This window comes from Pseudoalteromonas sp. S2755, from assembly GCF_005886535.1.
Classification (GTDB): Bacteria; Pseudomonadota; Gammaproteobacteria; order Enterobacterales; family Alteromonadaceae; genus Pseudoalteromonas.
Genome location: NZ_PNDS01000166.1, coordinates 1 through 18,002 on the forward strand (window position 1 = coordinate 1; position 18,002 = coordinate 18,002).

Consider the following 18,002-nt stretch of genomic DNA (forward strand, 5'->3'; position numbering starts at 1 on the left):
TGTTTGGGGCATAGAGATTTGGGAGGTTTACAAACCTCGCGAGGTAAACTCGCTCCTACCGCAGCATCAGCACTGAGCCGTGTGGTCGGAGGTGGTTTATCCACCGATTTATGCATTCATAATATTCGGCGGGAAAGTAGTTATTGATCCCAAATTACCTTACTTTTTAATGTACTGTCCCGGCGGTTTACCAAAGACTTTTTTAAACGCATTGCTAAATGCGGCGGTAGACTCAAAACCAAGATATTCAGCTGCTTGTTGCTGAGAGTATCCATCTTTCAACAGCTCAATCGCTTTGATAGCTCTTAATTTTTGGCGCCAATCACTGAATCCCATCATAAAGCATTTATGAAACAGGCGGTTTAGCGTCCGGGTTGATGCGCCGACCTGTGCACTCCATGTTGCCAAACTTATTTTGCATCCTGGGTTATTGTGCAACTCCGTCACAATGGGCAAAATTCTTGCGTCTTGGGCACTTGGAATAAAAAAATGGCAAGTTACAGCCGATGTTAACCTGTCAATAAAGACCGTAATAAATCGCTCTGTTTTTTCATCTAAGCGGTACTCTTCCTGCCAAGTACAGATCTCTAGTATAAATTGTTTCAAAAGTTCATCTACCGCGATTAGCTTTGCTTTATTCCCTAGCAACTCAGTGTATTTATTGTCGATATAGACACTACGAAAATCTCCACCGTAGCGACAATACGTTTCATGTGGAAGGCCCGGAGGTAGCCACAAAGCTTGGTCTGGAGGGATCACGAAAGTGCCTTCAGGAGTCACAATTGTGATGACTCCATTGCTTGTATATGCAAGCTGCCCCCAATCATGTAGGTGCCGTTGAACATGCTCCCACTCTGCTTTTTTTACCGCTCTTGGCAAGATTGGTCGGCCAAGTGTTGGTTTTAAGAAGCGTTTATATTTAGGCTGAATACGCCAAGGAGAAGTTGTCTGCTTTGATAAAGAACTTGGCATAATTATGTATATCAGAAATTAATGTGTGGCCATATTATAGCCATAACTTTTAATAGTTGTGCTTTATGTGGAGATAATCATGAAGAATGCTTCTCAAGGATGGCAAAGTCCTTTTAATTTCTTAGTGCTCGCTACCATTGTTATGGCTGTTACGTTCGCTGGCTGGATGGCCATGCTCAATAACTTTGCGATTGAAGCCGCAAACTTCAATGGCGCTAATATGGGAATGTTGCAATCTCTGCGTGAGATCCCCGGGTTTTTAGCGTTTACAGCGGTATTTGTTTTATTGGTGTTAAAGGAGCAGACCTTTGCACTGATCAGTTTATGTTTGCTATCGCTTGGCGTCGCCATTACAGGCTTGTTGCCTACTATTTATGGTTTGTATGCAACCACAGTGTTAATGTCGATAGGTTTTCACTATTTTGAGACACTGAATCAATCACTCAGTTTACAATGGTTCAATAAAGATGAAGCACCTGCCAAACTGGGTATCTTGCTCTCTATTAAATCCATTGCTTCTTTAATCACCTATGCGTTGATATGGCTGGGTTTTAGCTACTTCTCTGCAGATTATCAGTGGATGTATCTGCTTATTGGAGGGGTTGGCTTTATCATTGCGCTATTTATGTTTATCGGCTTTCCAACCTTTGAAATGCATACTACGCAACATAAAAAGCTTATTTTGAGAAAAGAGTACAGCCTATATTACGCCTTGATTTTCTTCTCAGGCGCGAGAAGACAAATATTTATGGTGTTTGCGGGTTTCTTAATGGTAGAAAAGTTTGGTTTTGATGTTGCACAGATCACCGCGCTTTACATGTTGAATCATTTGATAAACATATTTGTCGCTCCCAAGATTGGTAAAATGATTGGGCATATTGGTGAGCGTAAGACCCTGACAATCGAATATGTGGGACTAATTTTTGTATTTATTGGTTACGCATTGGTAGAGTCAGCAAGCTTTGCAGCCGCGCTTTATGTCATCGACCATCTGTTTTTTGCGATGGCTATTGCACTCAAAACTTATTTTCAAAAAATTGCTCGTCCAGAAGACATTGCAGCAACAGCTGGGGTTAGCTTTACCATTAACCATATTGCAGCAGTAGTGATCCCTGCAAGCTTTGGCTTAGTGTGGCTATACGATCAATCCTTAGTATTTTACTTTGGTGCTGCGCTTGCAGTGTGCTCATTGGTGTTGAGCCAATTTGTGAATACAGCAAATGTGCAGGAAAAGCTGGCTAAATCAGTGTGATGCTAGAGCATCACACGAAAGTGACATTGCAGTTTAGATACTGCGACCACACCAAACCACACGCCCTGCAATGCCGTGACTGTCGGCATTATCAGCGGTGATCTCCCAGCTCGGGTAATCAGGGTTATCACTAATCACTTTGAGTTGACTGTGCTTTTGTTGCACTCGCTTAGCCATGAGACCCTCTTCCGTTTGAACGATATAAACCGCATCTTTACTGGGTTGATTCTGTGAAAGGTCAACGAGTACCATGTCGCCGTCTAGCAACGTGGGCTGCATACTATCACCACGGATAGAGACAAAGGCGAGCTTCTCTGAATACACGCCAAGATGGGAGTTTAGCCAACGACGGTTGAGTGCAAATTGCTCGGTGACTTCCTCATGACCAATTACACTACCCATACCTGCACTAGCCTCAATATCAAGTTTAGGTATGAGGGTAAGCTCATCCTTAAACTGACCTTGTGGTTTATCTATGGGTTGCTCACCGGTAAGTAACCAGTTCAGATCAACTGCAAATAGGCTATAAAGGTGCTCAAGATATATCATTGAAGGGCGACTTAAGCCGCGACAAATACGGTAAATATGGGAAGGGGATTTACCTGTTAGCTGGGCAAATTGGCGCTTATTGCCGCCTGCAAATTGATCGACTAAGGTTACAAATCGTCTTGAAAATGCCGTACTCATCTCTTAATTATTCTCTTTATAGCGCCTAAACCCGCAAGCATACTGAGCTAAGCCTTATCTGTACAGTCTCGCTGCACTAGTTGGACATTTTATAAACGAGCATAATCGAGGACGGATAATGGCCTAAACAGAGGGGTTATTTCATTAGACTAAGGTCGTAGTGAGTTGCATTGTACGAAATTTGTTCATGCTGGTAGGCTAGAGTTGCAAGCTAACATTTATTTAAACTCGGCACAACTTGCTTTAGCCGACATACAACATGGAAAAAGGAAATGAAATATACAAATTTATTAATTGCACTTCCGCTCTTGGGCGCGATGGAAGTTGCACTGGCGGTTGACTGTAGCAACTTAACGCAATGGCAATCACAGCAAGTATATACAGGTGGCGACGCTGTCACTTATCAATCAACTAAATACACAGCGAAATGGTGGACACAAAACCAAAACCCAGCGCAAAACTCCAATACTTATGATGTCTGGCAAGCCAATGGCAGTTGTGATCTTGTAACGCCATTACCTCAAGTTTCGGTCACTTCCCCAAGCAGTAACGCACGAGTGCTAGTGGGTTCATCAGTTAGCCTAGCGGCGGCAGTAAGTCATCCGCAAAACACGGCAATCGACAGTGTTGAATTCTATCTCGATGGCACGCTGGTCGCCTCTGATAATAGTGCGCCTTATGAGGTGATGTGGCAAGCGCAGGGGCTAGGTAATCGCGCATTAACTGTCTATGCAACTGATGTGTCTGGGGCACGAGGTGAATCGAGTGCGGTGAACTTCAGTGTCGTGTCTGACGAGGTTCCTCCTGGGGATCCTAATTTTAAAATTGTCGGCTACTTCCCAAGTTGGCAGGGTGCAGTGAGTGATATTCAGTTTGATAAACTCACCCATATCAATTACTCATTTTTACTACCCAATGCAGATGGCACACTGAGACCGCTTGAAAATTTAAGCAAAATGACAGCGCTAGTAAATTCGGCTCATGCTAATAATGTGAAAGTGGGAATTGCCATTGGTGGCTGGAACGGGGGGGACGATAGTGCATTCGAGACATTCGCCAGCTCACAGCAAGGCAGAGCCCGTTTCGTGCAAGAGGTTATTGCGTTTGTAGAGCAGCATAATCTAGATGGCGTTGATATGGATTGGGAGTATCCAGATCCCGGTGCTTCAGCAAATAACTATGCATTACTGATGAAGGAACTAAGCGTTGAGTTACGCGCCAGAGGTAAATTCTTGACGGCAGCCGTGGTGGCGCTTGGCTATACCGGTGGTGGTGTGTTGGAATCTGTATTCCAAGATATCGACTTTTTAAATTTGATGGCGTACGACGCGAACAATACTGATCATGCGTCTATGCAATACGCCAAAGACTCAATAGCTTACTGGCAAGGCCGTGGGCTCAGTAAAGAAAAAACCGTATTAGGCGTACCATTTTATGCAAGACCTACTTGGAAAGCGTATCGCACCTTACTACAAGAGAACCCTGCCAATGCCTGTCGCGATAGTGATGGTAGCAGCTACTACAATGGTATTCCAACGATCCGCGCAAAAACGCAGTACGCTAAGCTCAATGCCGGTGGCATTATGAATTGGGAGCTATCCCATGACAGTAATGGCCCTGCGTCGCTATTAACAGCGAAATGGGAAGTTGCTAATGGCGTAACACCAAGCTATCAATGTCAGTAACGCTCAGTGATAATTTAGAACGGTGGCCACCCTACATAGGGTGACCACTCTTTGGTTATAGCGCTTTGAAACGAATAGCAACACCGCCGCCAGCAGCCAGTTTTAATGTCAGCTTGTCGGCACTGGTTACCTTTTTACGGTAAATATTCATTTCATACGGGTTTTGTTTCCATTCGGCTTTATCACCGTCCGCGTAGATTTGCGCTTCAAAAGTCTTGCCGGGCTCAAGGAAATCTAAAGTAACAGGAATTTCTCTCGCTTCCTCGTCAGTTACTGCGCCCAAGAACCAATCGTTACCACTATATTGTTTATGCTTGCGCTCTTTTCTGGCAAAGACAACATAGTCACCCACTTCTCCTGCAAGTGCGATACTGTGTTCCCAGTCGGTGGGTACGTCTTTAATAAACTGAAAAGCATCTGGCTTTGCTAAGTAATTTTCTGGCAAATCGGCCGCCATTTGAATTGGACTATAAAGTACAACGTAAAGCGCTAATTGTTTGGCGAGGGTGGTTTGTGGGCGGTTGGTTTTATCACCAAGGCCATTGAAGCCCATGTCAAAAATACCTGGAGTAAAGTCCATAGGGCCTGCTAACATGCGGGTAAAGGCAAGCATTGGTACATGCTCCGGTGGGTTTGGTGGCGTGCCCCATGCGTTGAACTCTTGCCCTCTTGCACCTTCTCTCGCGATCCAGTTTGGATAGGTACGACGCAGGCCGGTATCTTTGATTGGTTCATGTGTATTGATACTGATCTTGTGTTTAGCCGCGAGTTTGACGTTGTCTAAGTACTCATTTGCCATAAATTGACCGTCGTGCCATTCGAATCTGGCATTGCCCTTGGCATCAATGCGTTTGATGTTGCCACCATCGGCTACGTAACCGGTTTTAACTTGGCGAACGCCTGCTTTTTCGTAGAGTGCGAAAGCCGCCTCCATTTGATTGCGATAGTTGCTGACGTTACCTGAAGTCTCGTGATGACCAATTAGGCGTGCACCTACTCTTTCTCCGTGCTTAGCTACTTCATCAATATTAAAGTCAGCATAGGCGTCGGTAAAGCTAAAGACATCACCGTTGAAGAACCAGTCGCCATCCCAGCCGATGTTCCAACCTTCAACTAATACTCCATCAAAGCCATTGTCAGCGGCAAAGCTCAAATATTCTTTAGTACGCCCTGTAGTCGCTCCATGCTTCTCGCCGCTGCCCCAGGTATTTTTGTTGATGTGCATACCCCACCAAATGCCGATGTATTTACCTGGCTCAACCCAAGATACATCACCGAGCTTATTTGGTTCGTTGAGGTTTAAAATAAGGTGGGAGTTCAACAAGTCGGTGGCTTCATCGCCTATTTGTAGGGTGCGCCAAGGTGTATTGAACTTACCATTGGTTTTGACAGCAACGCCATCTGACCAAGGTGTTAGATCGGCAACAAATGTTCCTGGGCGACGCTGGTTTAAGGTCATACCCGCATAGTCAATTAGGGCCGCTTCATGGACACTGATATGAACCCCGTCTTGATTCTTTAAGGTAAATGGGGTGTGCACATGTGGGGCATCGTGCAGTGGTGTGGTGTTGTATACATATTCATAGCGATTCCAGCCACGAGCAGGGATCCACCACGCGGTACTTTTATCACTTTGTGCAAAGGCGAATTCGGTTAATTCTCTGGTGATATAAAGCGCTTGATTTTGAGCAACCTCATAGCGAAAGCCGACACCGTCATCAAATACTTTTACACGCACAGTATATTGCGGCGACTTGTCTGTCTGCTTAGCAAAGGTGACAGCAAGCTCATTGTGCTTATCTTGGATCACTCGGGCTTCACCCCAAGGCTGTTGCCAACTGCTATCAACGCTATTACGCTGATGTGTGGTGATACTTAAGCCATCGCGCATCGATGCAGCTGTTGCGAAATCAAAACCAAGTTTAGACGGTTGAATAATGGTTTTGTCGTTAAAGCTGACTTGGTAGGTGGGCTGGCTATTATCATCACTCAAGGTAAAAGTGATTTTGCCATCTGGCGAACTCACAGCTAAAGATGCGGCAAAGCTCGTAGTCGTAAACAAGCTTAATCCGATCAGGGAAAGTGACATGGGGCGCATAGTTTTTCCTTCTTGTTGTCGGCACGAAAATTCGTGTTCTTTTGCACATAAGCTAAGCTTACTGTTGTATGCTAACGTTCACGTAAAAGTTGCATACGTATTCATGCTGTAAATGCGATGAATGTAATAATTATTCCGCTCGGTCTAGTGTAGACAAGCTAAGAAAAATAATAAGGATAGGTTGAACTGCTTATGCTAAACCTAACAATTTTTGGGCGTATTGCTGTTGTGATGGCAATGCTACAAGCCGGTCTAGTCAATGCCCTTGAAGTGCAAATAGTCGATGCTGATAAACAGCCGCTCGCGAATGCTGCAGTGTGGTTGCAAGGAGAAGGCTTTGATAACAAAAGAACGATGCTAGATTATAAGATGGAGCAAAAGGATAAAGCGTTTGTGCCCCATATTTTGATGGTGCAAGCTGGCACCCAAGTCTCGTTTCCAAATTTAGATCCCATTCTCCATCACGTCTATTCGTTCTCTGCTGCAAAGCCGTTCGAGCTTAAGTTGTATCGCGATGACCCGAAACAAGTATTATTTGATCAAACCGGTGTGGTTGAGCTTGGCTGTAATATTCACGATTGGATGCTGGGTTATATTGTGGTTGTAGATAGCCCATTATTTGCGGTAACGGATAGCAGCGGCAAAGTATCAATCGACCTAGGTGCTCAGCAAGCCAGCGGACTAAAGCTGAATGTATGGCATGAAAGATTCGAAAATATAGACAAAATAGAACAGTATCCGCTCTCCGTCGTGAACAACACTCAAGTAATTACCTATCAAATTAAGCAAACACTGGTTGCTCCACTTCAGGATTTCTCCGATGGCTTCGATGATTACTAAGCTGAGCGCCGCTCTGGCATTATTCGCGATAGGGCAAGCAGGTGCCGTCGAGGTTTCTGGGCAAGGGCAACTGCAAACGACTTGGCAGCATGATGATAATCGTAAAGCTTGGTATCAGCCTGGATGGGGCGTTACGCGTTTTGGGAAAGGGGAGTCAGATATTACGCTTAGTCGAGGCGCTATTGATTGGCGTGTAGATTTTGCCAGCGCTTGGTCTTTGCACGGGGTAACACAGTATGTGCCAGACCCAGATGACAAGCTCGGCTTTACAGAACTGTATTTGCAGTATCGAACACTGCCTAAAAATGGTCGCCGCTTTATTGTTCGAGCGGGCGGCTTTTATCCGAAGTTTTCTATTGAGAACCCAGATATTGGCTGGTCATCACCCTATACATACCAGTATTCGGCCATTAACGCTTGGATAGGTGAGGAAGTGCGAGTATTTGGAGGTGAAGTCGCGATTGAGCAGCCGCAGACGCGTCGTAGCCGCGGTCAGGGATTCAAAGGTGTGTTTGGTGTTTTTAAGGGGAATGATCCGGCTGGTACTTTACTCGCGTGGCGAGGTTTTACCGTGCATGATAGGCAGTCGGTGTTTAACGAAAGTCTCCCCTTTGCTGCGGCAGAGTCGTTGAACACACCGCAGCTACAACATCAAGCACAGCATGTTGAACCGTTTTCTGAAGTTGATGGCCGATTTGGTTATTATCTTGGGTATCATCGCGACTTTTCAAACCGCAGTGAGATCAATGTCTATTGGTACGATAATAATGGCGATCCAAGTAAGATCAACTACCGAACCAGTCAGTATGCGTGGGACACTAAATTTATTAGTGCAGCTTGGCGTTACAAGTTAACACCGCAGACGCATATACTCGCGCAAGGCATGCTGGGTAATACCGCAATGGGTGTCAATCGCGGCGTTGATAATGACTTTAATAGTTGGTTTTTGCTACTCACACACCAGCGCGATGAGTGGCGCTTTTCCATGCGGGGGGAGCAGTTCAAAGTCATCGACAAAGATGATTGGCAGTTCGACCCAAACCAAAGTGATGGCTATGCACTTACCGCTACAGTGAAATATCAAATTAATAGTAATTGGTTGGTGGGCGGTGAATTTTTGAATCTGAAAACCACAGTTGTAAATCGCGAGGCCTTTAACGGAAAGCCTAAGCAAAGCGATAATGTGTGGCGACTCAGCGCGGAGTATCGTTTTAATTTATAGCAATAAGCGTGACACCCAAGGTGTCACGCTTATCCATGCCATACGATGCGTTAATCCAGTAGGCGATTAATACCGTTTAATGCTGCAACGCGATAGGCTTCGGCCATTGTTGGATAGTTAAAGGTAGTATTGATAAAGTACTCGATATTATTACCCGTTCCTTTTTGTTCCATAATGGCTTGGCCGATATGGATGATCTCGGATGCACGTTCTCCAAAGCAGTGAATACCTAATATCTCTTTGGTTTCTGCATGGAACAATATTTTCAAGCTACCGACTTCAGTGCCTGTGATCTGTGCACGAGCCAAATGTTTAAACTGGGCACGGCCCACTTCATAGGGAATGCGCGCAGCGGTGAGTTCTTGCTCGGTTTTACCAACAGAGCTCATTTCTGGAATGGTGTAAATGCCGGTAGGGATATCAGTGATCAAACGATCATCACAGGCTCCATGCACAATCGCATTGGCGGCAATACGCCCTTGATCGAACGCTGCGCTTGCTAGGCTTGGATAGCCAATCACATCTCCTACTGCGAAAATATTATCCACTTCAGTTTGGTAGTGTTCGTTGACTTTAAGCTGGCCGCGGCTATCAGCCTTTAGACCTACACTTGCAAGGTTGAGTGTTTCGGTATTACCGGAGCGGCCATTGGCCCATAAAATGCAGTCTGCGCGTACTTTCTTGCCAGACTGTAGATGCACAATAACCCCTTTGTCATGAGTCTCTACTTTCGCAAACTCTTCGTTATGGCGAATAACAATACCATTATTCCAAAAATGGTAACTGAGTGCGTCAGAGATCTCGGCATCCATGAAGGCCAATAAGCGGTCTCGGGTGTTGATAAGGTCCACCTTTGCGCCCAGTCCTTTAAAGATTGAGGCATATTCACAGCCTATGACCCCTGCGCCGTATATCAATACGCGCTGAGGATTATGCTCAAGGCTTAAAATAGTGTCGCTGTCGTAGACGCGAGGATGGTTAAAATCAACGCCTGGTGGGCGGTATGGGCGCGAGCCTGTGGCTATTACAATGGTTTTGGCAGTGAGTAGCTCTTGTGAACCATCTTGATGGATGATTTGTACCGTATTTGCGTCAACGAAGCTGGCATCGCCTTGAAACAAGTGAATGCGGTTACGACCATAAAAGCTAGAACGTAATGTTGACTGTTTTGAGATCACATCACTAGCATGGTGCAAAATATCTTGAAAGGTATGGCGCTGCGGGCGCTCAGTAAAACGATAAAGTGGATTCGCTTTATACTCAATTAAACGACTGACAGAATGGCGAAGCGCTTTTGAGGGAATGGTGCCCCAGTGCACGCAGCCACCGCCAACTGCATGCTGGCGTTCGATAACCGCGACTTTCTTACCACTTTTAGAGAGGTTCATGGCGGCGCCTTCGCCGCCAGGTCCGGTGCCTATAATAATGGCATCGTATTGATAGGATTGTGGAACAGTTTCGGTTTTTTCTACAGCTTTTTTGCTCACGGCCTCACCCCTTTAGTTATTGAGGCCGCTGAACATTATGCCGTTTTCAGTAGCCTCGAATTTAGTGCAATCCAAGCTTGTTTTTGGCTTTCCCAAGCTTGTTCTAGCTCTTTATATTGTTGCATCAGTGCGGAATGTTCGCACTGTGCAAGTACTGCTTCTTTCTTCGCTTCGAGTACCTGTTTCTGCACAGTACAGTAGTTTTGAAGCTTTTTAAGAAGTAAATCATACTCTTGTTGTAACAATGTAAGCTTATCTTGCGCTAAAGGCAATTTTGCGAGACTGACTTTAGTCTTATTCAATAAGGTCTCCGCCTTAGCTTTTTCAATGCGTTCAACCGGGGTGCGTTTTAGCTTACTGGCAAGGCCCAGTGCTGCAAAAGTACGGATCAGCCATTTAGTTGGGTCATAGTGATACCAGCGAATACCATTACGGTAGTCGCTCGCAAAAATATGATGGAAGTTATGATAGCCTTCACCATAAGTGAATAGAGCTAGCAAGCCATTGTCTCGCGCGGTATTTTTTTCGGTGTAAGGACGACTACCCCAAATGTGCGCCAGTGAATTGATAAAGAAAGTAAAATGTTGACTGAGTACGAGTCTGAGTACGCCTGCAAGTAACAACATACCAAACACATTTCCGAGTAATAAACCTAGCACTAACGGGATGCCGATATTTGTAAGTAACACCAATTTCATATAGTGCTTGTGTTGCCACATCACGATAGGGTTACGTTGTAAGTCCCTGGCGTTATTATAATCACCGTAAGTCTCGCCTTGATAATCTCTTAGCATCCAACCGATATGGCTATACCAGAAGCCTCGTGTTGCGGCGTACGGATCTTTTACTGGGTCATCGACTTGGCCGTGGTGCACACGGTGATCGCTACTCCAATGTAATATACTGTTTTGTAACGCGAATGCGCCACCCAACGCAAAAATAACTTGAATCACAGGATGGGCGTCATAGGCTTTATGCGCCCATAAGCGGTGATATCCAGCGGTGATCGACAGACCGGCGTAAAACATACAGGCAACAAAAGCTACCCAGTGGCTGGTGGTATAGCCGTATTCAAAGCCATACCAAGGCACCAAAGTGATCGCAGCTAAAAACGACAAGCTAAAGAACAGCACATTGGTCCATAAAATGGGTGGTTTTTTCATCAATTAATCTCAAAATCTAATTTCAGCGTACAACTGTACGCTAAAATAGTATTTCATTCTTGCTGCGTCAAGGTTTAGACTGCGGTTTATTGTTCTTATTTTTCGAAGCGAATTGGGGAAAGTCCATGGCTGGTGTACGCGCCCAACAAAAACAGAAGACCCGTCAAGCGCTTATCGAAGCGGCATTTAATCAACTAAGTGCTGAGCATAGTTTCTCGAATTTAAGCCTGCGTGAAGTCGCAAGAGAGGCGGGTATCGCACCTACTTCTTTTTATCGTCATTTTAAGGATATGAACGAGCTCGGGCTGACTATGGTAGATGAAGCGGGTTTAACCTTGCGACAATTAATGCGCCAAGCAAGGCGTCGCATCGCTAAAGGTGGTAGCGTGATCAATACTTCTGTGCACACCTTTATGGAATTTATTGAGCAGTCGAGCAACCAATTTCGTTTATTACTGCGTGAACGTTCGGGTACTTCCCCTGCGTTTCGTGCCGCCGTAGCTAGAGAAATCAAACATTTTATCTTAGAGCTTGCTCATTACCTTGAAACAGAAACGGGAGTAGATACCCATCACGCCCACATGCAAGCTGAAGCAATGGTTACCTTAGTATTTAGCTCTGGTGCTGAGGCTTTGGATCAAGACCCCCCTCAACGCGCTGAACTGACCGAGCGTTTGAAGTGGCAGTTGCGGTATATCGCAAAAGGTGCCTCTGGTTATGCAAAACATCCAGAACCAATAAAAAAATAGCCTAAATTGGCTATTTTTTTATTGGTAATTAAAATTCAAAATTATCCTGCTCATTTCATATCCTATCTGTGTTCACTCCTAATCTTGAAATATATTTTCTAAATTTGGTATTTTTTTAATTTAAACTGCCAATAAATTGAGGTTTGAACTCTATTTTTGGGATAATTTATGCTTGATTGTCGCTTTTGAAGCATGTTAAAACATAACCAATTCATCAACAGGAACACTTAGCTCAATGAAAATGACTGCGCGTATTTCACTCCTCCTTAACCTCCTACTGGTAAACCAGAGGGGTGGGGTGTAATTGCGCGAATTGAGCGACATTTACTGTAGACACCCCGCACTTGCGGGGTTTTTTTTGGCTGAGGATAAGGGTATGCAAGATAAAGTCTGGATTTTCGATACAACATTAAGGGACGGTGAGCAGGCGTTAAAAGCCAGCTTAACAGAAGAAGATAAAATACAGCTGGCGCATACCATTAGTCGTCTCAATGTGGATGTCATGGAAGTGGGTTTTCCAGTATCAAGTCCGGCTGATTTTCGTGCGGTACAACGCATTGCTGCCGAGGTAAAAGGTCCAGCGATTTGTGGCCTTGCGCGTGCGGTTAGTAAAGATATCGACGCGTGTGGTGAAGCCCTTAAAGGCGCTGAGCAGCGTCGCATTCACACTTTTATTGCAACCAGTCCTCTGCACCTAGAGCATAAGTTAAGAATGAGTCTAGATGATGCGACTAACATGGCGATTAAGGCCATTTCTCAAGCCAGAAAGTACACTGATGATGTTGAGTTTTCATGTGAAGATGCTGGCCGTACGCCACACGCTGATCTGTGTCGTATTGTCGAAGCGGCAATTAATGCCGGTGCATCTACGATTAACTTGCCTGATACCGTAGGTTACGTCACGCCAGACGAGTATGCAGCGATGATTTACCATATTCGTAATAATGTGCCTAACATCGACAAAGCCAGACTAAGCGTCCATTGTCACAATGATTTAGGACTTGCGGTGGCAAACTCAATCGCGGCGGTACAAGCCGGTGCAAGACAAATCGAATGTACTATCAATGGTATTGGTGAGCGTGCTGGTAACTGCTCACTAGAAGAAGTGGCGATGATCATGAAGATGCGCCAAGACCACCTAAAAGTACATACCGATATTCGTAGCGAAGAGATTTATCGCGCGTCGCGCCAAGTTGCTAAAATCTGCAATATGCCGGTGCAGCCAAACAAGGCAATTGTGGGTGAAAATGCCTTTGCACATAGCTCGGGTATTCACCAAGACGGCGTCTTAAAAGCACAAAATACCTATGAAATCATGGCACCAGAAACCGTTGGCGTGCCGAGTAATCAGTTAAATATGACTTCACGCTCTGGCCGACATGTTATCGAGCATCGTCTTACCGAGCTTGGCTATCAGAAATCGGATTACGATATGGATAGCCTGTATGAAAGCTTCTTGGCGTTAGCCGATCAAAAGGGCACGGTTTACGACTATGACCTTGAAGCGATGATTTATTTCAACCAAATCAAAGATAAAGACGAGCGCTACCAATTACAGTTCGTTAATGCATCTTCTAACTCTCAATCTATCGCGAGCGCGACTGTGGGGATTGCCTTGAATGGTGAGCTTAAGCAAGAAGCGGCAACCGGCAACGGTCCTGTAGAAGCGGCGTTTGTAGCTATCGAGCGTATCACTGGCATGGCGGTGGAAGTGGTGGAATATAACCTTGATGCGACGGGTAAAGGAGCAAGCTCACTGGGCCAAGTCGATATTATTGCTAAATTTGATGGTAAGCAATATCACGGTGTGGGACTTGCAGCCGACATTGTCGAAGCGTCAGTGAGAGCCATGATCCGAGTATATAACCTAATTGATAGAGCACAAAAAGTGTCTAGCCTAAAACAACAAAGGAAAGCAGGATGAGTCAAACAAACTACAAAATCGCAGTACTAGCTGGAGATGGAATTGGTCCAGAAGTGATGCAAGCCGCTGAGCTGGTATTAGATAAAGTGGCGACTAAGTTCAACTTTGCTTTAGAAAAATCACCACAAGCGATTGGTGGTGCGGCCATAGACCAATTTGGTGAAGCCTTACCCGCGGCGACATTGGCCGCATGTGAAGCCGCTGATGCGATTCTATTTGGCTCTGTGGGTGGGCCTAAATGGGAGCACTTACCGCCAAATGAGCAACCAGAGCGGGCATCTTTATTACCGCTTAGAAAGCACTTCCAGCTTTTTTGTAATTTGCGTCCTGCGCAGCTATTACCCGCATTGAGCGCAGCCTCTCCACTACGCAGTGACATTAGCCAGCAAGGTTTTGATATTTTATGCGTCCGTGAGCTTACTGGCGGGATTTATTTTGGCGAAAAAGGTCGCCAAGGTGAAGGCGAAAGCGAGGCGGCGTTTGATACGCAAACCTATTCGCGCAAAGAAATCGAACGTATCGCTCGCTTTGCTTTTGATGCCGCGAGACTTAGAAGCAATCATGTGACGTCTGTAGACAAAGCCAACGTGCTGGCAACCAGTGTACTGTGGCGTGAAGTGGTCAATGAAGTCGCAAAAGAATACCCAGACGTGACGCTTGATCACATCTATATCGACAACGCTGCGATGCAGTTGGTAAAGCAACCAAGCCAGTTTGATGTCTTACTGTGCGACAACCTGTTCGGTGACATCCTTTCTGATGAATGTGCAATGATCACCGGTTCCATGGGGTTGTTACCATCGGCAAGTCTAAACCAATCGGGTTTTGGCTTATATGAGCCAGCGGGCGGCTCAGCACCAGATATCGCCGGTAAAGGGGTGGCAAACCCAATCGCACAAATCTTAAGTGCCGCGCTGATGCTACGTTATTCATTGGGGCAAGACGAAGCGGCACGCGCAATTGAAAAGGCAGTAGCAGAGGCGGTGAAAGATGGTGTAGGTACACCGGATATCTATCCTCAAGCAGGGTTTACTACTATGGATGTCGCGCAAGCGATCGTCGACAGGGTTTAATAAAGGTAAGAGCAAGTGGCAAAAACATTATACGATAAAATTTGGCAATCTCATGTGGTTGCTAAATTAAACGAGCAAACCGATCTCTTGTACATTGACCGTCATCTAGTACATGAAGTCACTTCACCGCAGGCGTTTGCGGGATTAAGAGAGCAGAATCGTCCGGTAAGATGTCCAGAAAAAACCTTTGCGACAATGGATCATAATGTCTCGACCAAGAGCCGTTCGATTGATGCAGCCAGTGAGGTGAGCAAAAACCAGCTACAAGCGTTGGCACAAAACTGTGAAGAGTTCGGCATTGTACTTTACGATTTAAATTCGATTAACCAAGGTATAGTGCACGTAATGGGACCTGAGCAAGGGATCACTTTGCCGGGTACAACGATTGTATGTGGCGATAGCCATACCTCAACGCATGGTGCATTTGGTGCGCTGGCTCACGGTATTGGTACATCAGAGGTTGAACACGTGCTGGCCACGCAAACATTACAACAGAAAAAAGCCAAATCGTTAAAAATTCAAGTGAATGGCGTATTGCGCCCGACCGTGACTGCAAAAGACTTGATCCTCGCTGTGATTGGGCAATTAGGCACAGCTGGTGGCACTGGCTATGTGGCTGAGTTTTGTGGGACGGGGATCGAAGCGCTGTCGATGGAAGCGCGGATGACGCTCTGTAATATGAGTATTGAAATGGGGGCGAAAGCTGGCTTGATCGCACCTGATGAGAAAACCTTTGCGTATTTACGTGGTCGCCCATTTGCACCTCAAGGCGAAGACTTTGACGCTGCGGTGCACTACTGGAAAACCCTGCATAGCGACGCAGATGCTGAATTTGATCGTGTTGTGGAGCTGGATGCTGACAGTGTGCAACCTCAAGTAACCTGGGGGACAAGCCCAGAGCAAGTCATTGGGATTAATGATCTAGTACCTAACCCTGACGATGAACCTAATTTAGTCAAAGCGGATGCGATGCGCAGTGCGCTGAAATATATGGGCCTCACAGCAGGGCAAAGGCTAAGCGATGCCAAAGTCGACACCGTATTTATTGGCTCTTGCACCAATAGCCGTATTGAAGATTTACGTGCAGCGGCACAAGTGGTGGCGGGCAAGCGCGTAGCAGCAGGCGTTGAAGCGCTTATCGTCCCGGGATCTGGATTAGTAAAGCAGCAAGCCGAACAAGAGGGCTTAGCCGATATTTTCAAAGCTGCGGGATTTGAGTGGCGCGAACCGGGCTGCTCTATGTGCTTGGCAATGAACGATGATCGCCTTGGTGCAGAAAAACGCTGTGCATCGACCTCAAACCGTAACTTTGAAGGGCGCCAAGGGCGAGGCGGTCGTACACATTTGGTGAGTCCAGCAATGGCTGCCGCAGCGGCAATTGCAGGTCACTTTACTGATATTCGAGGAGAGGCGTCATGAGCGAGTTTCACAAGGGCCTAGTTGCGCCACTAGACAAAAACAATGTTGATACAGACCAAATTATTCCCAAGCAGTTTTTAACTTCAACCAGCCGCGATGGATTTGATAAAGCGTTGTTTTATGATTGGCGCTATCTTGAAGATGGCCAGCCAGATCCGGACTTTGTGCTTAACTATCGACAATATCAGGGCGCGTCAATCTTGTTAACCCGTGACAACTTTGGTTGTGGCTCGTCTCGTGAGCATGCCCCTTGGGCACTAAAACAATATGGTTTTACCGTGATCTTAGCCGAGAGCTTTGCCGATATCTTTTTTAACAATTGTGGTAATAACCAAATGCTTTGCATTGCGTTACCAGCCAGCACGTTAGATACGCTCTTCGACGCATGTGAGCAACAACCTCAAGTGCATTTGAGTATTGATCTAGAAGCGCAGCAGATCAGCGGAGCGGGTATTGCACCAATTGACTTTGAGGTGCGAGAAGACATCAAAGCACGCCTCTTGAGTGGTCTTGACTTTATCGGTGAGACTGAATTATTGAATGCCCAAATTGATGCCTTTGAGCAGCAGCTTGCTACGATAAGGCCTTGGCAATAATAGCTGTTTACTCAATTTGGTCGAATAATTTTGCCTCAAAGCCAGAAGCTGATTAAGCTCTGGCTTTATTTGTTTTAGGTGTCTCCAATGAAAAATTTAACTTTAGCGTTACTCGCGACCTTAAGCTGCGCAGCCTTCGCGCGTCCTGCCCCGCTGGTTTCCATCCCAAGTCATGATGCATTTTTTGACGCTATTAAAGCGCACTGTGGCAAAGCCTACGAAGGTAAAGTAACGGTAGATAATCAAGGTCCAAGCAGCTTTAGCGATGCGCGTCTTGTGATGCACGTTCGTAAATGTGGCGACGCTGAGCTTCAAGTCCCATTTCATGTAGGAAAAGATGCTTCAAGAACTTGGATCATCACCAAAACAGGGAGTGGTTTGAGCTTAAAGCACGATCACCGTCATGAAGATGGCAGCGACGATATTTCTACTATGTATGGTGGTCATACCCTAGATGCGGGATTTAATACCGTGCAGTCGTTCCCGGCTGATGAATACTCAAAACAGTTATTTGTCCAGCAAGGGATCCCACAGTCAGTCGGAAATACATGGCAGATGTATATCTATCCAGAGCAGTTTACCTATCGTTTAGTGCGTGAAGGGCGAGAGTTCCGAGTGGACTTTGATTTAACAAAACCGGTAACCGCACCAGCAGCACCTTGGGGATACGATACCAATTGAATTAATTCTCTAATCAATTTGAAGGGTGAAATAGCATATTAGCTTCGTTAAAAATTTCTGATTTAGAACAACCAAATAGCAAAATTTTTGCCTTGCTACTAAAGCTATTTTCCCGCTTCAAGATAGATCATTTACTTAATACAACTGGTATAAT

15 protein-coding genes are annotated in these 18,002 nt (G+C 45.6%); 10 read left to right on the forward strand and 5 right to left on the reverse strand.

Annotated elements, in window-relative coordinates:
* Positions 1-159: 159 nt before the first annotated feature.
* Positions 160-972 (reverse strand): AraC family transcriptional regulator, encoded by an 813-nt coding sequence (locus tag CWC03_RS21695; protein ID WP_138583628.1) that lies wholly within the window; start codon positions 970-972, stop codon positions 160-162.
* 79 nt (positions 973-1,051) lie between these two features.
* Between CWC03_RS21695 and CWC03_RS21700 the strand changes: the two genes are divergently transcribed.
* Positions 1,052-2,224: an MFS transporter gene (locus tag CWC03_RS21700; protein WP_138583629.1), complete on the forward strand. Its 1,173-nt coding sequence runs from the start codon at positions 1,052-1,054 to the stop codon at positions 2,222-2,224.
* Between the two features lie 33 nt (positions 2,225-2,257).
* Here the strand turns inward: CWC03_RS21700 and CWC03_RS21705 are convergent, their stop codons facing one another.
* Positions 2,258-2,911, reverse strand: coding sequence for an XRE family transcriptional regulator (locus CWC03_RS21705; protein ID WP_138583630.1), 654 nt, complete (start codon positions 2,909-2,911; stop codon positions 2,258-2,260).
* 272 nt (positions 2,912-3,183) lie between these two features.
* On the opposite strand from CWC03_RS21705, the gene CWC03_RS21710 reads away from it, so the two are divergent.
* A complete protein-coding gene (locus CWC03_RS21710) occupies positions 3,184-4,596 on the forward strand; it encodes a glycosyl hydrolase family 18 protein (protein WP_138583631.1) in 1,413 nt (470 codons plus the stop codon).
* A 55-nt stretch (positions 4,597-4,651) separates the two neighbouring features.
* Here the strand turns inward: CWC03_RS21710 and CWC03_RS21715 are convergent, their stop codons facing one another.
* Positions 4,652-6,685: a glycoside hydrolase family 97 protein gene (locus CWC03_RS21715; protein ID WP_171040300.1), complete on the reverse strand. Its 2,034-nt coding sequence runs from the start codon at positions 6,683-6,685 to the stop codon at positions 4,652-4,654.
* A 201-nt stretch (positions 6,686-6,886) separates the two neighbouring features.
* Here CWC03_RS21715 and CWC03_RS21720 point away from each other — a divergent pair, with 201 nt between their 5' ends.
* Together CWC03_RS21720 and CWC03_RS21725 are read left to right on the forward strand one after the other, a co-directional pair.
* Positions 6,887-7,534, forward strand: coding sequence for a methylamine utilization protein (locus tag CWC03_RS21720; RefSeq protein ID WP_138583633.1), 648 nt, complete (start codon positions 6,887-6,889; stop codon positions 7,532-7,534).
* On the forward strand, positions 7,515-8,756 hold the full coding sequence (locus tag CWC03_RS21725) for a porin family protein (RefSeq protein ID WP_138583634.1): 1,242 nt from the start codon (positions 7,515-7,517) through the stop codon (positions 8,754-8,756). The genes CWC03_RS21720 and CWC03_RS21725 overlap by 20 nt, the downstream gene beginning before the upstream one ends.
* Positions 8,757-8,806: 50 nt before the next feature.
* Here the strand turns inward: CWC03_RS21725 and sthA are convergent, their stop codons facing one another.
* Together sthA and CWC03_RS21735 are read right to left on the reverse strand one after the other, a co-directional pair.
* On the reverse strand, positions 8,807-10,243 hold the full coding sequence (sthA, locus tag CWC03_RS21730) for a Si-specific NAD(P)(+) transhydrogenase (protein WP_128725664.1): 1,437 nt from the start codon (positions 10,241-10,243) through the stop codon (positions 8,807-8,809).
* Positions 10,244-10,278: 35 nt separating this feature from the next.
* Complete coding sequence (locus CWC03_RS21735; RefSeq protein WP_010374369.1) at positions 10,279-11,406, reverse strand: acyl-CoA desaturase; 1,128 nt, start codon at positions 11,404-11,406, stop codon at positions 10,279-10,281.
* A 125-nt stretch (positions 11,407-11,531) separates the two neighbouring features.
* Here CWC03_RS21735 and fabR point away from each other — a divergent pair, with 125 nt between their 5' ends.
* The 6 genes from fabR (at position 11,532) to CWC03_RS21765 (ending at position 17,848) form a co-directional block, all read left to right on the forward strand.
* Positions 11,532-12,155 (forward strand): HTH-type transcriptional repressor FabR, encoded by a 624-nt coding sequence (fabR, locus tag CWC03_RS21740; protein ID WP_010374371.1) that lies wholly within the window; start codon positions 11,532-11,534, stop codon positions 12,153-12,155.
* Positions 12,156-12,531: 376 nt separating this feature from the next.
* On the forward strand, positions 12,532-14,079 hold the full coding sequence (gene leuA, locus CWC03_RS21745) for a 2-isopropylmalate synthase (protein ID WP_095728646.1): 1,548 nt from the start codon (positions 12,532-12,534) through the stop codon (positions 14,077-14,079).
* Positions 14,076-15,152 (forward strand): 3-isopropylmalate dehydrogenase, encoded by a 1,077-nt coding sequence (gene leuB, locus CWC03_RS21750; protein WP_138583635.1) that lies wholly within the window; start codon positions 14,076-14,078, stop codon positions 15,150-15,152. The genes leuA and leuB overlap by 4 nt, the downstream gene beginning before the upstream one ends.
* A gap of 15 nt (positions 15,153-15,167) precedes the next feature.
* On the forward strand, positions 15,168-16,571 hold the full coding sequence (leuC, locus tag CWC03_RS21755) for a 3-isopropylmalate dehydratase large subunit (RefSeq protein ID WP_138523705.1): 1,404 nt from the start codon (positions 15,168-15,170) through the stop codon (positions 16,569-16,571).
* The gene (gene leuD / locus CWC03_RS21760; protein WP_138583636.1) at positions 16,568-17,167 is read left to right on the forward strand and encodes a 3-isopropylmalate dehydratase small subunit; all 600 of its coding nucleotides are present in this window, start codon (positions 16,568-16,570) and stop codon (positions 17,165-17,167) included. Before leuC ends, leuD begins: the two co-directional genes overlap by 4 nt.
* An 87-nt stretch (positions 17,168-17,254) precedes the next feature.
* Positions 17,255-17,848 (forward strand): hypothetical protein, encoded by a 594-nt coding sequence (locus tag CWC03_RS21765; RefSeq protein WP_138583637.1) that lies wholly within the window; start codon positions 17,255-17,257, stop codon positions 17,846-17,848.
* Positions 17,849-18,002: the final 154 nt, after the last annotated feature.